This is a genomic window from Streptomyces sp. NPDC004539, from assembly GCF_040610055.1.
GTDB lineage: Bacteria > Actinomycetota > Actinomycetes > Streptomycetales > Streptomycetaceae > Streptomyces.
On record NZ_JBEXLS010000004.1, the window covers coordinates 160,542 to 177,220 of the forward strand.

12 protein-coding genes and 3 tRNA genes are annotated in these 16,679 nt (G+C 70.0%); 8 read left to right on the forward strand and 7 right to left on the reverse strand.

Features of this window, described 5'->3' with window-relative positions:
• Position 1: 1 nt before the first annotated feature.
• Positions 2–4,723, forward strand: a complete 4,722-nt coding sequence (locus ABZX85_RS10200) for a putative T7SS-secreted protein (protein ID WP_355864511.1) — start codon at positions 2–4, stop codon at positions 4,721–4,723.
• A gap of 108 nt (positions 4,724–4,831) precedes the next feature.
• On the forward strand, positions 4,832–5,161 hold the full coding sequence (locus tag ABZX85_RS10205) for a hypothetical protein (protein WP_355864514.1): 330 nt from the start codon (positions 4,832–4,834) through the stop codon (positions 5,159–5,161).
• Between the two features lie 220 nt (positions 5,162–5,381).
• Here the strand turns inward: ABZX85_RS10205 and ABZX85_RS10210 are convergent, their stop codons facing one another.
• Positions 5,382–6,731: a DUF234 domain-containing protein gene (locus ABZX85_RS10210; RefSeq protein ID WP_355864517.1), complete on the reverse strand. Its 1,350-nt coding sequence runs from the start codon at positions 6,729–6,731 to the stop codon at positions 5,382–5,384.
• Positions 6,732–7,209: 478 nt separating this feature from the next.
• On the opposite strand from ABZX85_RS10210, the gene ABZX85_RS10215 reads away from it, so the two are divergent.
• A complete protein-coding gene (locus ABZX85_RS10215) occupies positions 7,210–7,353 on the forward strand; it encodes a hypothetical protein (RefSeq protein ID WP_355864520.1) in 144 nt (47 codons plus the stop codon).
• A gap of 336 nt (positions 7,354–7,689) precedes the next feature.
• On the opposite strand, the gene ABZX85_RS10220 is transcribed toward ABZX85_RS10215, so the two are convergent.
• From ABZX85_RS10220 to ABZX85_RS10230, 3 genes are all read right to left on the reverse strand, one after another.
• Positions 7,690–7,851: a hypothetical protein gene (locus tag ABZX85_RS10220; protein ID WP_355864523.1), complete on the reverse strand. Its 162-nt coding sequence runs from the start codon at positions 7,849–7,851 to the stop codon at positions 7,690–7,692.
• A 204-nt stretch (positions 7,852–8,055) separates the two neighbouring features.
• Positions 8,056–8,583, reverse strand: coding sequence for a hypothetical protein (locus ABZX85_RS10225; RefSeq protein ID WP_355864526.1), 528 nt, complete (start codon positions 8,581–8,583; stop codon positions 8,056–8,058).
• 72 nt (positions 8,584–8,655) lie between these two features.
• On the reverse strand, positions 8,656–8,931 hold the full coding sequence (locus ABZX85_RS10230) for a hypothetical protein (protein ID WP_355864529.1): 276 nt from the start codon (positions 8,929–8,931) through the stop codon (positions 8,656–8,658).
• Between the two features lie 182 nt (positions 8,932–9,113).
• Here ABZX85_RS10230 and ABZX85_RS10235 point away from each other — a divergent pair, with 182 nt between their 5' ends.
• Entirely contained in the window at positions 9,114–10,196 is a 1,083-nt protein-coding gene (locus ABZX85_RS10235; RefSeq protein ID WP_355864532.1) for a LamG domain-containing protein, read from the forward strand.
• Between the two features lie 143 nt (positions 10,197–10,339).
• On the opposite strand, the gene ABZX85_RS10240 is transcribed toward ABZX85_RS10235, so the two are convergent.
• The 3 genes from ABZX85_RS10240 to ABZX85_RS10250 form a co-directional block, all read right to left on the reverse strand.
• Positions 10,340–10,416: transfer RNA gene (locus tag ABZX85_RS10240), tRNA-Ile, on the reverse strand.
• 190 nt (positions 10,417–10,606) lie between these two features.
• Positions 10,607–10,679 (reverse strand) — tRNA-Asn (locus ABZX85_RS10245).
• A 5-nt stretch (positions 10,680–10,684) separates the two neighbouring features.
• Positions 10,685–10,757, reverse strand: a tRNA-Asn gene (locus tag ABZX85_RS10250).
• A gap of 138 nt (positions 10,758–10,895) precedes the next feature.
• Between ABZX85_RS10250 and ABZX85_RS10255 the strand changes: the two genes are divergently transcribed.
• The 4 genes from ABZX85_RS10255 to ABZX85_RS10270 all read left to right on the forward strand — a co-directional run bounded on the left by ABZX85_RS10255 (position 10,896) and on the right by ABZX85_RS10270 (position 16,655).
• Complete coding sequence (locus ABZX85_RS10255; protein ID WP_355864535.1) at positions 10,896–11,186, forward strand: YtxH domain-containing protein; 291 nt, start codon at positions 10,896–10,898, stop codon at positions 11,184–11,186.
• Between the two features lie 139 nt (positions 11,187–11,325).
• Entirely contained in the window at positions 11,326–12,777 is a 1,452-nt protein-coding gene (locus ABZX85_RS10260; RefSeq protein WP_355864538.1) for an FGGY family carbohydrate kinase, read from the forward strand.
• A 216-nt stretch (positions 12,778–12,993) separates the two neighbouring features.
• Positions 12,994–14,727 (forward strand): ABC transporter ATP-binding protein, encoded by a 1,734-nt coding sequence (locus ABZX85_RS10265; protein ID WP_355864541.1) that lies wholly within the window; start codon positions 12,994–12,996, stop codon positions 14,725–14,727.
• The gene (locus ABZX85_RS10270; protein WP_355864544.1) at positions 14,727–16,655 is read left to right on the forward strand and encodes an ABC transporter ATP-binding protein; all 1,929 of its coding nucleotides are present in this window, start codon (positions 14,727–14,729) and stop codon (positions 16,653–16,655) included. The genes ABZX85_RS10265 and ABZX85_RS10270 overlap by 1 nt, the downstream gene beginning before the upstream one ends.
• Positions 16,656–16,679: the final 24 nt, after the last annotated feature.

Below are 16,679 nucleotides of genomic sequence, written 5' to 3' on the forward strand. Positions count from 1 at the left end.
CATGGGAATCGGCGACTTCATCAGCGACCTGACGCCCGACTCGGTCGAGGACGCGATCGAGGGCGGAGTCGAGTGGGTCGGCAACCGGGTCGAGGACGCGGGCAACTGGACTGCGGACCGGCTGCATGACGTCGGCTGGGAATCGGGCGCGGACTGGGTGCGCGAGCAGTCCCGTTCGGTGGCTAACCGGATGGGCGCCGAGGTCGACGAACTGGATCTCGGGCAGACCGAGGACAAGACCAAGCTGATCTACGGCAGCGCGGGCGAACTCGACGCCACCGCCGCGAAACTCCGGGCTTTCCAGACGGCCTTCGACACCACCGGCGACGGTCTCAAGGGGCTCGACTCCTCCCGCCTCAAGGGCGAGGCGGCCGACGCGCTGCGCACCGCGGTGAACACCCAGCCGCCCAAGTGGTACACCGCCGCCGACGCCTGCGCGAAGGCCATCAGCGCGCTCGACGCGTTCGCCGCCACCGTCACCTGGGCGCAAGGGCAGGCACAGACCGCGATCGACAAGTGGAAGGAAGGCACCCGGGCCTCCGAGGACGCGGCCGACGCCCACCGCAAGAAGGTCGACGCCTACAACAGCGCCGTCGACCGCTACAACGCCCAGCCCGCCGACAAACGCGACCCTTCCTCGCTCCCCGCCAAGCCCGCGGCGACGTTCGAGGACCCCGGCAAGAAGCTGATGCAGGACGCGCAGGACATCCTCGCGGAGGCCCGCCGACAGCGGAACTCCGCGGCGGAGACCGCGCGCACGGCGATCCGCGCCGCCCGCGACATGGCCCCCCGGAAGCCGTCGTACGCCGAGCAGGTGACCGACGGGCTCGACGAGTGGCAGATCATGGGCGACCACGTGGCCGGCGGCCTGATCAAGGGCACGGCCGGCATCCTGAACTTCGCCCGCTCGGTCAACCCGATGGACCCGTACAACCTGACCCACCCGGCCGAGTACGCCACGTCCCTCAACAGCCTCGCCGCAGGGCTGCTGGTCGCCGCCAACGACCCCGTGGGCACCGGCAAGCAGATGGTCGACAACTTCATGAAGGACCCCACGGAAGGGTTCGGCCGCCTGCTGCCCGACGTCGCGCTCACGATCGCCACCGGCGGAGGCGGCGCCGCGGTCAAGGGCCTGCGCGTCGCCGAGGAGGCGTCCGACCTCGCGAAGGCACGCCGGCTCCTCGACGAGACCCCGGAAGGCACCCACAGCCGTCCCGACGTCGAGCGCCACGCCGACGGCACCGACCCGGTGGACCTGGCCACGGGCCGGATGTACCTCCCCCAGACCGACGTCGAGATCCCCGGCATCCTGCCGCTGGCGTTCACCCGCCGCACCGAGTCCGGCTGCACGCTCGGCCGCTTCCTCGGCCCCTCCTGGACCTCCACCGTCGACGAGCGCCTGACGATCGACGCCATCGGGGTCGTCCATGTCACCGCCGACGGACTCCTCGTCCCCTACCCGCACCCGGTACCCGGCGCCCCCACCGCGCCGGAGACGGGCGGGGCCCGCACGCTGCTGGCCCGTGACCCCGACGGCGACTACACGCTCACCGACCCCGACAGCGGCCTGACCTCCCATTTCACCGCCCCGCCCGGCAGCGGACCGGGAGGCGACGGCATCGCCTGGCTGTCCGCCGTCACCGAACGCAACGGCCACACCGTCACCGTCGAACGCGCCGAGGACGGCCTGCCGCTGGCCCTCGCCCACTCGGCGGGCCACCGCCTGAAGCTGTCCGGCACCGACGGCCTGGTCACCGCCCTGTGCCTGGCCGGAGCGGGCGAGGACGGCACAGACCTCCCCCTGATGAGCTACGGCTACCAGGACGGCGACCTCACCACCGTCACCAAGCCCTCCGGCGCCACCACCACCTTCCTCTACGACGACCGCCGCCGCGTCATCGCCTGGACCGACTCCAACGCGAGCCGCTACGACTACGTCTACGACGACCACGACCGCGTCGTCGCGGAGGGCGGCGAGGCCGGCCACGTCCAGATCACCCTGGCCTACACCGGCCCCGACCCCGAGACCGGCCACCGCACCACCACCCTCACCACCCCCGGCGGACACACGACCCGCCACGTCTTCGGCCCCGGCTGCCGCCTCCTGGCCACCACCGACCCCCTCGGCCACACCACCCGCTTCACCCACGACCCGCGCGGCAACCTCCGCACCCGCACCGACCCCCTGGGCCGCACCACCGCCTTCGCCCACGACGAGAACGGCCGCCTCACCACCGTCACCCGCCCCGACGGCACCGAACTCCGTGTCGTACGTGGCTCGTTCGGCCTGCCGGTGGAGCGTCACGATCCGGACGGCGCCCGGTGGCTCCAGGAGTTCGACACACGCGGCAACCGCACGGCCGCCACCGATCCGGCGGGCCGCACCACCCACTACACCTACGACGAGTCCGGTCTCCTGACCTCCGTCACCGATGCCCTGGGCGCCACCGCCCTCGTGCGCTGCGACGAATCCGGCCGCCCTGTGGACGTGACCGACCCGGCCGGCGGCACCACCCGCCTGACACGCGACGCCCTCGGCAGACCGGTCCGCGTCACCGGTCCGGCAGGCGGCGTCACCCACCTGGAGTGGCACGCCGACGGGCAACTCGCCCGGCGCACCGGGCCCGACGGCGCCACCGAGTCCTGGACCTACGACGGCGAGGGCAACTGCCTCACCCACACCGACGCGGCGGGCGGAGTGTCCCGCTTCGAGTACACCCACTTCGACCTGCTCGCCGCCCGCATCCAGCCCGATGGCGCCCGCTACGAGTTCGAGCACGACGCCGGCCTACGGCTCACCCGAGTGACCGACCCTCAGGGTCTCGTCTGGGCGTACGGGTACGACCGGGCCGACCGGCTCGTCTCCGAGACCGACTTCGACGGCCGAACCGTCGCCTACGGCCTGGACGCCGCGGGACAGCTCGCCACCCGGACCGACCACCTCGGCGGCGTGACCGCGTACGCCTACGACGAACTCGGCCGGCTGATCCGCAAGGAGGCCGCGGACCGGGTCACCGTCCACGCCTACGACCGCGCCGGACGCCTGATCCAGGCATCGAGTCCGGACAGCGAACTGGTGCGCCGCTACGACCGGTGCGGTCGGCTCAAGACCGAACTCGTCGACGGCCGCGCCCTCGACCACGCGTACGACGCCGTCGGCCGCCGAATTCGTCGCACCACCCCCACCGGAGTGGTCACGAGCTACGCCTACGATGCCGCGGGCCGCCCCACCCTAGTGAGCACCGGGGGCCACGACATCACCTTCACGCACGACCTCGCCGGACGCGAAGTGGAACGCGTCTTCGGTGACATCGTCACCCAGACCTCCGCCTGGGACGAGGCCGGCCGGCTGTCCGCCCAGCACCTCACCGCCGGTTCCGGCACCCTCAACGAGCGCACTTACGCCTACCGCGCCGACGGCCGTCTCACCGCGACGTCCGACCGGTTGTCGGGGAAGCGCACCTTCGAGCTCGACCCGGCCGGCCGGGTCACCGCCGTCCACGCACACGGCTGGAGCGAACGGTACGCCTACGACGCGAGCGGCAACCAGACCGCAGCCGCCTGGCCCGACGCACACCCCGGCCACGAAGCCACCGGCCCTCGCACCTACACAGGCACCACCGTCACGCGTGCGGGTGACGTCCGCTTCGAGCACGACGCCCTCGGCCGCGTCACTCTGCGTCAGAAGGTCCGGCTCTCCCGCAAGCCGGACACCTGGCGGTACACCTGGGACGCCGAGGACCGTCTCACCTCCGTGGTCACCCCCGACGGCACCCGCTGGCGCTACCACTACGACCCTCTGGGCCGACGTACCGCCAAGCAACGCCTGACGGCGGACGGCGACGCGGTGGCGGAGGAGATCCGGTTCACCTGGGACGGTCTGGTTCTCTGCGAACAGACCAGCGTCTCCGGCGACTTGCCCCGTCCGGTGGCGCTCACCTGGGAGCATCGGGGCCTTGTGCCTCTCGCACAGACCGAACGCATCCTCACCCCGGACGCCCGTCAGGAGGAGATCGACCGGCGCTTCTTCGCCGTGGCCACCGACCTGATCGGCACCCCCACGGAACTGGTCGACGAGTCCGGGCACATCGCCTGGCGCACCCGCACCACCCTGTGGGGAACCACCGCCTGGTCCCGCTCCAGCACGGCCTACACACCGCTGCGCTTCCCCGGCCAGTACTACGACCCGGAAACCGGTCTCCACTACAACCTCTTCCGTCACTACGACCCGGAGACCGGCCGGTACACGTCTGCGGACCCGCTGGGACTTTCTCCGGCGCCGAACCCGGTCGCCTACGTGACCAACCCGCACACCGTCTGCGACCCCTTCGGTCTGTCGCCGTACCCGAACGGCGACGGCCCGGCCATCGGCGAGTACACGTCCAAGGGCGAGGGGAAGGACCTCAAGCGCTCCGCCATGGTGGGCGACGACCAGTGGCACTTCAACACCGGTCACGGCTACGACCGGCCCCACACCGGCCCGGACGGGACCACGAACGATCTGCGCACCACCAACCTCAAGCCCGATCAGATCGAACAGGCGATCGTCTCCGACGTGTACGCGTACATGAAGGACGGCGGGGTCGTTCCCCGCTCGCGGACCCCCGAGTTCACCGGCCCGCTCGACAGGTCGGTGCAGATCGACGGGCATGACGTCGGCTACCGAGTCGTTCAGCGACCCGACGGCGCCTACCAAGTGGCCACCTATTGGCTCAACCCGTGACGACCGTTCCCCGGCACCGCATCCGCACCCGGATCGACTAGGGTCCGGACACCTGTGTCGTCCACCCTCTTCGGGGCGCCGGAAGAAATCAGTCAGGAGAAGCGAGAAATGCCCGATCCGACCCCTGCCGCCAGGAATCTCAGCCAGGCGATCGACGACGCGGACCATCAGCAGGTCAACGAAGCGGCCCGCGAGTTCGTCGAGAAGCTCACCTTCGCGACGGCCGACGAGATCCTCGCCATGCTCAGTGAGATCCTCGACGAGGACTGGATGGCCCTGCCGCCCTGGGCCCGGAATCTCGCCTACCGCTTGGCCTGCCTGCAACGCCCCGACGACCCGCAACTGCTCCGAGAGGCGGCTGCGGACCTCCTGTCCTTCGGGCCCGACTGGGACACGTTCGCCGAAGACCTCAAGAGGCGCGCGGCGGAACTGGAGTAGGCCCCGGCTCCAGCCCTCCCTTGCCGACTGGCCCGTCCGAGCAATCTCGATGCCCCGACAAGGCGCTCCTTGTCCGGCACGACACTGTCGTCGTCCAGATGTCTCACCGCCCCACCGTCCACAAGCTGCTCGCCGACGCACTCAGCGCGAGAACCATTAGAGCCTGACCGCCCTCCGAGTGATCACTGTGCACGCGGCGGTCGGGGCAGTTGATCGATGATCACGTCATGGGCCCCTCCGGGCCGGCCCAGGCTGCGAGGAGGTCCTCGGGGGTGAGGTGGAGGACGCCTTCGGCTGTGCAGCCGCTGCGTGCGACGGCGAGCAGCGGAGTGTCGTCGTCGGCTCCGGGAAGCCGAGAGCGATGGGTGATGAGGCGGGCGAGGTCACGATGGTCGAAGGGCTCGTTCTCCAGCCACTTGACGGACCTGACGAGCGTGATCCTCTGGGCGATGGGAGCGCGGTCGGCTCCGATGACGTCGATCTCCGGGTCGTCGGTGCGGGTCCAGTAGCCGCCGATGACGTCGGCGCCCTCGGGCAGCGGTTCACCGTCGGCGCTCATACGCCAGAGAGCCTCACGGACGACGGGTTCGATGGCCCGGCCGCGCCAGGACGTCCAACCGGCACGGATGGCGGCCAGGACACGGTCACCACGGCCTCGTTCGACGGCGGGGATGCCCGAGCCGATGAAGGAGAGCCAGAAGCGCAGGTAGGGATCGGCGACGCGGTAGCGGGTCTCGCGGCTGGGCTTGACGGAGAGCGGCAGGTCGGCGGCCACCATACGACGACCGGTGAGGACCTCCAGGGAGCGGGTCACGGAACCGGGGTTGAGCCCTCCGGCGGCGCGGCCGATCGAGGTGAACGTGCGCTCGCCGTGCCCGATGGCCCCCAGCACGGTACGGGCCTGCGCCTCCGTGGGGAATTCGGCGGCCAGCGTCCGCTCGCCGCTGACCAGCAGGGCCGAGGTCGGTCTGCTCAGGGCCTGCCGGAGGTACTCCCAGACGCCGGCGCCCTGCGGCCACTCCTCCAGGATCAGGGGGAGCCCGCCGGAGACGAGGTAGGCATCGAAGGCGTCGGCGGGCGGCAGGTCGAGCATGGCCGCGACGTCGGCCGGGGTGAGCGGGGGCACGGCCATCTCGGTGCCGCGCTGGTAGAAGGGCCGTCCGTAGGTGTTGAGCTGTTCCATCATGGCGATGTCGGAGCCGATGAGGACGAGAAGGACAGGCAGTTTGGACAGGGTCCGGTCGAACACCTTCTGCAAAGCGCCCTCGAACGTGGGGTCCTCGCATACGAGGTAGGGCATCTCGTCGAGGACGACGACGCTGGGCGTGTCGACGGGCAGCACCGAGGCGAGCAGGTTCAATGCCGCGTCCCAGGTCTGCGGGGATGCGAAGTCCGCGAAACGGCCCGACTCGGGAAGACTCGAAGACACCACCTCGGCGGCGAACCCCGCCAGATCCCCCTCCCGGGAACCCCCGACGGCGGTGAAGAAGACGTACGGAAGCCCGGCACGCTCGACGAACTCCTCCACCAGCCGCGACTTGCCGACCCGCCGACGCCCTCGAATCAACACCGCACGCCCCGGACGCCCACCACGCCCACCGCTCCGCACCGGGACGAGCAAGTCCCCCTGCGTACGAAGAGGTCGGCAGCTGCTGCTGAAGTTCTGCACGCGGTACGACCGGTCTCCCCGGAACCGGGCAGAGCTGCGGGAGACGCCGTGGAGTTCGTCGCCCGGCAGGTACAGGTTCCCGCTTCGGAGCTCGGTCTCCACGAGTGAACGGGCCGCGCCGTCGAGTACCACCACGCTCAGATCCGGGAGTACCCCGGCTTCGGCGCATGCGGCGTCGCGGACGCGGAGAAGCTGACCGCATGTCTGGCTGAGACCGTCGCGCACGAGGAACGCAGGCCGGAGCAGGTCCGGATGGAGCTGCCGGCGCGCTGCCGCGCAGAAAGCATCGAGCCGCCGACGCCGGGCCGGTGCGACCGCATCGTGGCGACTACCCCGGTCTCCTCGCGGCTGACCGCGGAGAGTGAGGACGCGGCCACCGGTGCCGAGGAGGATCGAGGAAGCGCCGGGCCATGTGCGCCTGGAGACGATGCTCACCGAGATCGACAAGCTCTTGGCTGTGCGGGCGATCGGTCTGCCGCCGGATCTGTTCATCGATGTCACGCGCAAGGTCCTGGCCGGCTGACGGGCACAGGTCTCGGTGGAATCCCCCTCCCCTCTACGGACGCACTCCTGCACCAAAGATCGCCGACACTCTGGTGGAGTTGCTGATCTCCACGGTGCACCGGATCGGAACACGGGCGGAGAAGAAGGTCACCGAGCAACTCGTCAACGCGTTCAAGAAGGTGTCGGATGAGGAGAACATCCTCTTCAAGCCCGCCGAGGGGTCGCTCGGCACCTGGACCCCAGAAGCCAACAGGGGTACGGCGTCCCGCCACGGCGTTCAAGGCTGCCGTCGGCGAACGATGCCCTCGACCCCGAAAAAGGGATTCGAGGTCCCCAGCCACCTTTCACCTGCGATTCAGCGCCCCTTCGCCCGCTTCCTGACCCGGTCGATCAGCTTGAGGTCGAGGTATTCGAACCGCTCACGGTCGGTGTCCACCGTGTCAAGGATCATCCGAGCCATCGACGCACGGCCCGTCGCGTGCTCCTGATGCAGCGTCCAGTTCCCCTCACGCGCCATGATCCGGCAGTAGACCTCGATTTCCGGAGCACCCGCCTCTGCCTCGGTCCAGTGAGACTCTCCTCCGACGTCTCCTCGGCAAGCGCCGCCATGCGCACAGAGGCCAAGACACCGCCGGCCCTCAAGGGATCAACGACCAGATGCCGAACGGAGTGACCCCCGCCGCACGGGATCGGGGTCCCACTCGGGCACAACTCACTCACCTCACCAGCCAGTCGGCCCGCGACGCTTCGCCCGCTTCTGAATCCGGCCCTTCAACTTGGCGTCGAAATACGCGAAGCGCTCCCGGTCGTTGTCGACCACATCGAGAACCAGCCTCGCAAGCAGCGCCCGACCAGCCGCGTACTCCTGGTAAAGCGTCCAGAGGCCCTCCCGGGCCGCGATCTGGCAGTCGATCTCGATCTCAGGTGCGCCTGCCTCGACCTCGGTCCAGTGGGACTCCCCGCCGACACAGGTACCGAGGTCATCCAGAAGCCTGACGCGCACGTCCTCCCAGAGGGGCTCGTTCAGGGCCGCCACGATCATCGAGGAGACAGGAACCGCCACTTCGAAAAGGAGCGACTGGATGTAGACGTGGCCCTCCAGGGTTGCCTCCGCCAACTCCCGCGGCGTCGTCGCTTCGACCAAGGCCGCGAAGGTGTCGGGGATATGCGCGCCGGTCTCGCCGCAGCCACACCGCAGGGAAGCCCAGTCGACTCGTTCGGCCTGGATCAACGACGGCCTGATGCTCATGCGTGAACTCCCGAGGTCCTGGTATTCCGGGTGGCCCCGGCGGCCCGGGGGAAAGTGTACGAGTCACGGTCGTCACCCGTTGTCCCACGGGCCGGGGTGGTAGTACCACGGCCCTGGCTCGACGTCGTCCGGAGTCAGGAAGACCTGGCACTTGTCGCAGATGGGCATCTCGTCCCAGATCTCCTCCTCCCTGTCCCAGTACAGCGCACGCGTCAGTACGACACGGTTGACGTCACCGCCCAGAGCGTTGATGACATTGCCTTCCGCGCAGTATCCGCAGCCCGAGGAAGCGGCAACTATCTCGCCCGTTTCGGCGTTGTAGCCCGCCGTCCACGTCTTCCTGGTCATGGCCATACTGACGGCCTCCTCGCCCCCGTCCGGAAAGAGCGAACGCTCCGCCAGCCGGTTCCGGAGGTTCCTCGCGCCGGCCAGACCGTCCTCGATGGTCGTGCCCCGGGGCACCCTGGTCCTGGTGACAATCGTCTGGCTCGACTTCTTCGCTCCGGGCGCGGTCTTCTGCACTGGCGGACGTGAGTCCCGCGCCGACGGCCTGGTGCCGGAGGCTCCGGAGGCCGCCGGACTCGGCTCGGTCGTCGCCGCGTCCGCCGCATCTGCCCGCGCCTGCGCGTTCGCCCGCTTCGTCCAACGGCACCCAGGCCCGCCTCTACACCTGCAACAACTCCGCCGCCCAGAACTGGACGAGCAGCACCCCCACAGGCTGGAACGCACACCCCGCCACGGCCCTGTCCGTGGTCCTGCCGAGGCACGACTACCCGACGGCCGCCTCCCCCGGCGACGTCAACAGCGCCACCGGCGGCCCCGACGGCAAGCCCGACCTGTACGCCACGGACGCCGCCGGCCAGTTGACCGAGTACCCGGGGGCCGCCCCGTCGGGCACGACCGCCGGCTTCGCGGACCCGGTCTCCCTGGGCACGGTGACGGACACGGCGACCCACCGCTGGAACCTGACCGACGGCACCGGCACCACCGCATCCGACTCCACCGGCAACGCGCCCGCCACCCTGACCGGCGGCGCATCCTGGACCACGGACGCCGACCGCGGCCCCGCCCTGAACCTGAACGGCAGCACCGCCTACGCCGCCACAACCGGTCCCGGCGTCGACACCAGCGCCGGCTTCACCGTCTCGGCCTGGGTGAAGCTGAACTCCCTCTCGGGTGCCAACTCGACCTTCGTGTCCCAGTCCGACGACCCGTCCGTCGGCGCGGCCAACGGCTTCCAGCTCTACTACTCCTCCGGAGCCGGCCTCTGGGCCTTCGGCCGCCACGACGACGACACCACCAGCACCGCCTTCACCGCCGCCTACGGAGCCAAAGCAGTGGCCGGCAGGTGGACCCACCTCGTCGGTGTCCACGACGCCGACGCCGGCCAACTCCTCCTCTACGTCGACGGCCACCTGTCCGCCACCAAGACCTACACCGGCACGGCCTGGAACGCCGCCGGTCCCCTCCAGTTCGGCCGCCGCCTCTACCAGGGCACCTACGGCGAATACGCGAACGGCCGCCTCAGCGACGTCCGCCTCTACACCACAGCCCTGCCCCCGGCCGACGCGGCAGCTCCCGGCGGCAGCCCGACCCTCACCCAACTCGGCTGAGCGTTCTCGGCGCCCGACGCTCCTGCCGTACGCAGTGGAGAAAACCGCAGGATTCGCCGCACCACGCGCAGCGTCCGCCGCACGCCACACACCTTGGAAAAATCGCGTCTCCGCAGGCCAGAAGGCTTCTGCGCGCGTAGTAATGGTGGGGCGGGTGGGACTCGAACCCACGGCCGACGGATTATGAGTCCGCTGCTCTAACCGGCTGAGCTACCGCCCCATAGCGGCGTGTCGCGTACATGTGTGCGCGCCGTCTGCCGCAGCATAGCCGGTCATACGATCTCCCGCTTCGGATGGTCGGCTTCCGCATGCCTGCTGACCTCGCCTTCGTATCCGGGAGGACCGCGGCAGGGGCCGGGTGGTTCCACCGGACATGAAAAAGGACCCCAACGGGGTCCTCGTTCGGCATGCTCCCCCGACTGGACTCGAACCAGTAACCTGCCGGTTAACAGCCGGCTGCTCTGCCAATTGAGCTACAGGGGATCGAGCTCCCCCGACTGGACTCGAACCAGTAACCTGCCGGTTAACAGCCGGCTGCTCTGCCAATTGAGCTACAGGGGAATGCTCTCGATCGCATCGAACGCGGCCACCTGGGTACTTGCCAGGGGGCGCCCGCTCGCTGCGACACATACATTAGCGCAAGCAGGGGGGTGCTTCGCCAATCGGTATCCCCGCCGACACCAGGGAAGGGTCGCCGTCATGCGCTACCGGCTGACGTTCGCCGCCGGACTCGCCGTGGGTTACGTCCTCGGCACCCGTGCCGGACGCGAACGCTACGAGCAGCTGAAGAAATCCGCCCGCCGGGTCGCCCAGAACCCCGCCGTCCGCAACACCGCCGAATCGGCCGCCCAGCAGGGCCGTCAACTCGCCGGCGCCACCCTCGACAAGGTCACCACCCGCTTCCCCGACTCGGTCGCCACCCGGGTCCGCACCCTCCGCGAACGCAACGCGGCGTCGGAGGACGACGACTGGGGAACGAGCAACACGTGACAGCCGTGTCCCTTGAGGGGGCGAAGCCCCCTTCCAAGGGGCGCGACCAGCCACGACGCACCCGCACCCGAAAGACCCCCCGAGCCCTCCACCACCTCACCGGCCCGAGCGAGCGCAGCGCTACGGCAGAATTTGACCCATGGGGATAGTCGCCGGGCTGGACAGTGCGCCCGATTTCACTCGCATCGTCGTCTGTGACACGGACACGGGCGCCGTACTCAGGCAGGGCTATGCCCCGCACCCGGTCGACAGCCCGGAGGGCGCCGGGCGCCCGAGCGACGTCGACCCGCAGTCCTGGCTGCTGTCCCTCGGCGAGGCGGCGGGCGGCGGTCTGCTGGAGGGCGTGCAGGCGATCGGCGTGAGCGCCCAGCAGAACGCGGTGATCCCCCTGGACGCCCAGGGCAACACCGTCCGCCCGGCGATGACCGGCGGCGACAAGCGTGCCCAGGTCGCCGCGGCCGACCTCGTGGACGCGCTGGGCGGGCGCGGCGCGTGGGCGCAGGCCGTCGGCACGGTCCCGCAGTCCGCGCACCCGGTGACGAAACTGCGCTGGCTCGCGAAGAGCGACCCCGAGGCCGCCGCGCGCACGGCCGTCCTCCTCCAGGCCCACGACTGGCTCGTCTGGCAGCTCCTCGGCCGCCCCGCGCGGCGGACGACGGACCGCGGCGGCGCCTCCGGTACGGGGTACTGGTCGGCCGCGTCCGGCGGTTACCGCCCCGACCTCGTGGAGCTGGCGCTCGGTCACCAGGTGATGCTCCCGGACGTCATCGGGCCCTCCGAGGCGGCGGGTACGACGCCGGAGGGGCTGTTGATCTCGGCGGGGACCGGCGAGACCATGGCCGCGGCCTTCGGTCTGGGCCTGGGTCTCGGGGACGCGGTCGTGTCGCTGGGGGCCTCCGGCTCGGTGATGGCGGTGCACCGGGAGGCGCTGGTCGACAGCTCCGGGATGATCACGTCCCTGGCGGACGCGACCGGCATGCACCTCCCCGTCGTCACCACCCTGAACGCCGTACGGACGTTGCGCGGGACCGCCGAGCTGCTCGGGGTGAAGGATCTGGAGACGCTCTCGGAGCTCGCGACGCAGTCGACGCCGGGGTCGCACGGGCTGGTGATGCTGCCCTATCTGGAGGGTGAGCGGACGCCGAACCTGCCGCACACCGCGGGGACGATCACGGGGCTGCGCCGGGAGTCGATGAAGCCGGAGCACCTCGCGCGGGCCGCGTTCGAGGGGATGCTGTGCGGGCTCGCGGACGCGCTGGACGTGCTGCGCGGGCGCGGGGTCGACGTCCGGCGGATCTTCCTGCTGGGCGCGGCGGCCGAGCTGCCGGCCGTGCAGGCGGTGGCGCCGTCGCTGTTCGGGGCCCAGGTCGTCGTGCCGCAGCCGGCGGACTACGCGGCGATCGGGGCGGCGCGGCAGGCGGCGTGGGCGCTCGGGGTGTCGCAGGGGACGCTGGACCCGCGGACGCCGCCGGCCTGGCAGGGAGCGGCGGCGCAGGTGCTCGACCCGGGCGAGGACCTCGCGGTGGGCCAGGCCGTGCGCCAGCAGTTCGTGTCGGTGCGGGAGCAGATCCATCCCGGGGCCCTGCACTGACGCTCCGCTGGAGACGAGGCGCGCGTAAAACGCTTTCCCGTAAGTTCCAACGCTCCGCGCCATCCCCGAGTTCCCGGTTGCGCTGTCAGCTCAAGAAGGGCACCTGATGGGTTAATCGGTTGAGGTAACGCGGGTGGAGTGTCCGACGATAGGGGCCAGGGGCAACCATGAGGCCCCTCCGCCGGACCCCATCCACCCTCTGCCGAGAGACGTAGCGTGCTCATACGACTTCTGCGGACCTATCTCAGGCCCTACCGAAAACCCATCGGGCTGCTGGTGCTGCTGCAACTGCTCCAGACCAGCGCGACCCTCTACCTGCCCACGCTGAACGCCGACATCATCGACCACGGCGTCGTCAACGGCGACACCGGCTACATCCTGTCCTACGGCGCTCTGATGATCGTCATCTCGCTGGCGCAGGTCGTGACGAACATCGGGGCCGTGTACTACGGCGCGCGGACGGCGTCGGCGCTGGGCCGGGACCTGCGCGCGGCGGTGTTCGACCGGGTGCAGTCGTTCTCCTCGCGCGAGGTGGGCCACTTCGGCGCCCCGTCGCTGATCACGCGGACGACGAACGACGCCCAGCAGATCCAGATGCTCGTGCTGATGACGTTCACCCTGATGGTCTCCGCGCCCATCATGTGCGTCGGCGGCATCGTGCTGGCCCTCGGTCTGGACGTACCCCTGTCGGCGGTCCTCGTGGCGGTCGTCCCGCTGCTCGGGATCTGCGTGACGCTGATCGTGCTGAAGCTGCGCCCCCTGTTCCGGTCGATGCAGGTCCGGCTGGACACCGTCAACCGGGTGCTGCGGGAGCAGATCACCGGCAACCGGGTGATCCGCGCGTTCGTGCGGGACGCGTACGAGGAGGAGCGGTTCCGGAAGGCCAACGCGGACCTCACGGACGTATCGCTCAAGGCGGGGAATCTGCTGGCGCTGATGTTCCCGATCGTCATGACGGTGGTGAACCTGTCGTCGATCGCGGTGGTCTGGTTCGGGGCTCATCGCATCGACAGCGGGGGGATGCAGATCGGTGATCTGACGGCGTTCCTCGCGTATCTGATGCAGATCGTGATGGCCGTGATGATGGCCACGTTCATGTTCATGATGATCCCGCGCGCGGAGGTGTGCGCCGAGCGGATTCAGGAGGTGCTGGACACGTCGTCCAGTGTCGTCCCGCCGGCCGCTCCGGTGCGGGAGCTGCGGCGGCACGGGCATCTGGAGCTGCGGGGCGCGGGTTTCCGCTATCCGGGTGCCGAGGAGCCGGTGCTGAAGGCGGTGGACCTGGTGGCGCTGCCCGGCGAGACGACGGCCGTGATCGGCTCGACGGGCAGCGGCAAGTCCACGCTCCTGGGGCTCGTCCCCCGGCTGTTTGACGCGACGGACGGCGAGGTCCTGGTGGACGGCGTGCCGGTCGCGGACATCGATCCGGAGCTGCTCGCCAGGGCCGTCAGCCTGGTCCCGCAGAAGCCGTACCTGTTCGCGGGGACGGTCGCGACGAACCTGCGCTACGGCAATCCGGACGCGACGGACGACGAGCTGTGGCACGCGCTGGAGGTGGCGCAGGCCAAGGAGTTCGTGGAGCGTCTGGAGGGCGGGCTGAACGCGCCGATCGCGCAGGGCGGGACGAACGTCTCGGGCGGCCAGCGGCAGCGGCTGTCGATCGCGCGGACGCTCGTGCAGCGGCCGGAGATCTACCTGTTCGACGACTCGTTCTCGGCGCTGGACTACGCGACGGACGCCGCGCTGCGGGCGGCGCTCGCGCGGGAGACGGCGCGGGCGACCGTCGTGATCGTCGCGCAGCGGGTGTCGACCATCCGTGACGCGGACCGGATCGTCGTCCTGGACGAGGGCCGGGTCGTCGGGACGGGCACCCATCACGAGCTGATGGCGGAGAACGAGACCTACCGGGAGATCGTGCTCTCCCAGCTCACGGAAGCGGAGGCTGCCTGATGGCCGGGCCTGCGGCACGCATGATGGCCGGTGCGGGACCCGACAGCCGGTCGCTGGACTTCAAGGTGTCCGGCAAGCGGCTCATCGGGTACTTCAAGCCGGAGCGCCTCACGGTCTACGCGCTGCTGGTGTGCGTCGTGATCAGCGTGGGGCTGAACGTGGTCGGGCCGAAGATCCTCGGCCGGGCGACCGACCTGGTGTTCTCGGGGATCATCGGGCGGCAGATGCCGGCCGGGGAGTCCAAGGAACAGGTCCTCCAGGGGATGCGGGAGAACGGGCAGTCGTCCGTCGCGGACATGCTCAGGTCGACGGACTTCACGCCCGGCAAGGGCATCGACTTCGGGTCCGTCGGGGAGGTCCTCGGGATCGCCGTCGGCGTGTTCGTGGTCGCGGGGCTGCTGATGGCGGTCGCGACGCGGCTCGTCAACCGGGCCGTGAACCGGACGGTGTTCCGGATGCGGGAGGACGTGCAGACGAAGCTGTCGCGCCTTCCGCTGTCGTACTTCGACAAACGGCAGCGCGGGGAGGTGCTGTCGCGGGCGACGAACGACATCGACAACATCGGGCAGACGCTCCAGCAGTCGATGGGGCAGCTCATCAACTCGCTGCTCACGATCATCGGCGTGCTCGCGATGATGTTCTGGGTGTCCTGGCTGCTGGCGCTGGTCGCGCTCGTGACGGTGCCGCTGTCGGCGCTGGTCGCGACGCGGATCGGGAAGCGGTCGCAGCCGCACTTCGTGCAGCAGTGGCGGACGACCGGCCAGCTCAACGCGCACATCGAGGAGATGTACACCGGGCACACGCTGGTGAAGGTGTTCGGGCGGCAGCGGGAGTCGGCGCAGCAGTTCGCCGAGCAGAACGACGCGCTGTACGAGGCGGGGTTCAAGGCGCAGTTCAACAGCGGGATCATGCAGCCGCTGATGCTGTTCGTGTCCAACATCAACTATGTGCTGGTGGCGGTCGTCGGCGGGCTGCGGGTGGCGTCCGGGTCGCTGTCGATCGGTGACGTGCAGGCGTTCATCCAGTACTCGCGGCAGTTCTCGATGCCGCTCACGCAGGTCGCGTCCATGGCGAACCTGGTGCAGTCCGGGGTGGCGTCCGCCGAGCGGATCTTCGAGCTGCTCGACGCGGACGAGCAGGAGGCGGACGCGGCGGTCTCGGAGCGGCCGGCCGAGCTGCGGGGCCAGGTCGCGCTGGAGGGCGTCTCCTTCCGGTACGACCCCGACAAGCCGCTCATCGAGGACCTGTCACTGGTCGTCGAACCCGGCCACACCGTCGCCATCGTCGGCCCCACCGGCGCCGGCAAGACGACGCTGGTCAACCTCCTCATGCGGTTCTACGACGTCTCCGGCGGGCGGATCACCCTCGACGGCGTCGACATCGCCCGGATGACCCGGGACGAGCTGCGCTCCGGCATCGGGATGGTCCTCCAGGACACGTGGCTGTTCGGCGGGACGATCGCGGAGAACATCGCGTACGGCGCCTCCCGGGACGTCACGCGCGGGGAGATCGAGGAGGCGGCCCGCGCGGCGCACGCGGACCGGTTCGTGCGGACGCTGCCCGACGGGTACGACACCGTCATCGACGACGAGGGCAGTGGCGTCAGCGCCGGTGAGAAGCAGCTCATCACCATCGCGCGGGCGTTCCTCTCCGACCCGGTGATCCTCGTCCTCGACGAGGCGACGTCCTCGGTGGACACCCGGACCGAGGTGCTCATCCAGAAGGCCATGGCCAAACTCGCCCACGGCCGTACGTCGTTCGTCATCGCGCACCGCCTGTCGACGATCCGGGACGCGGACACGATCCTCGTCATGGAGAACGGCTCGATCGTCGAACAGGGCTCGCACGTCGACCTGTTGGCGTCCGGCGGGGCGTACGCGCGGCTGTACAAGGCGCAGTTCGCGGAGGCGGTGGCGGAGGTGGACTGACGTGTCACGCCGGTCGGCGTGCCC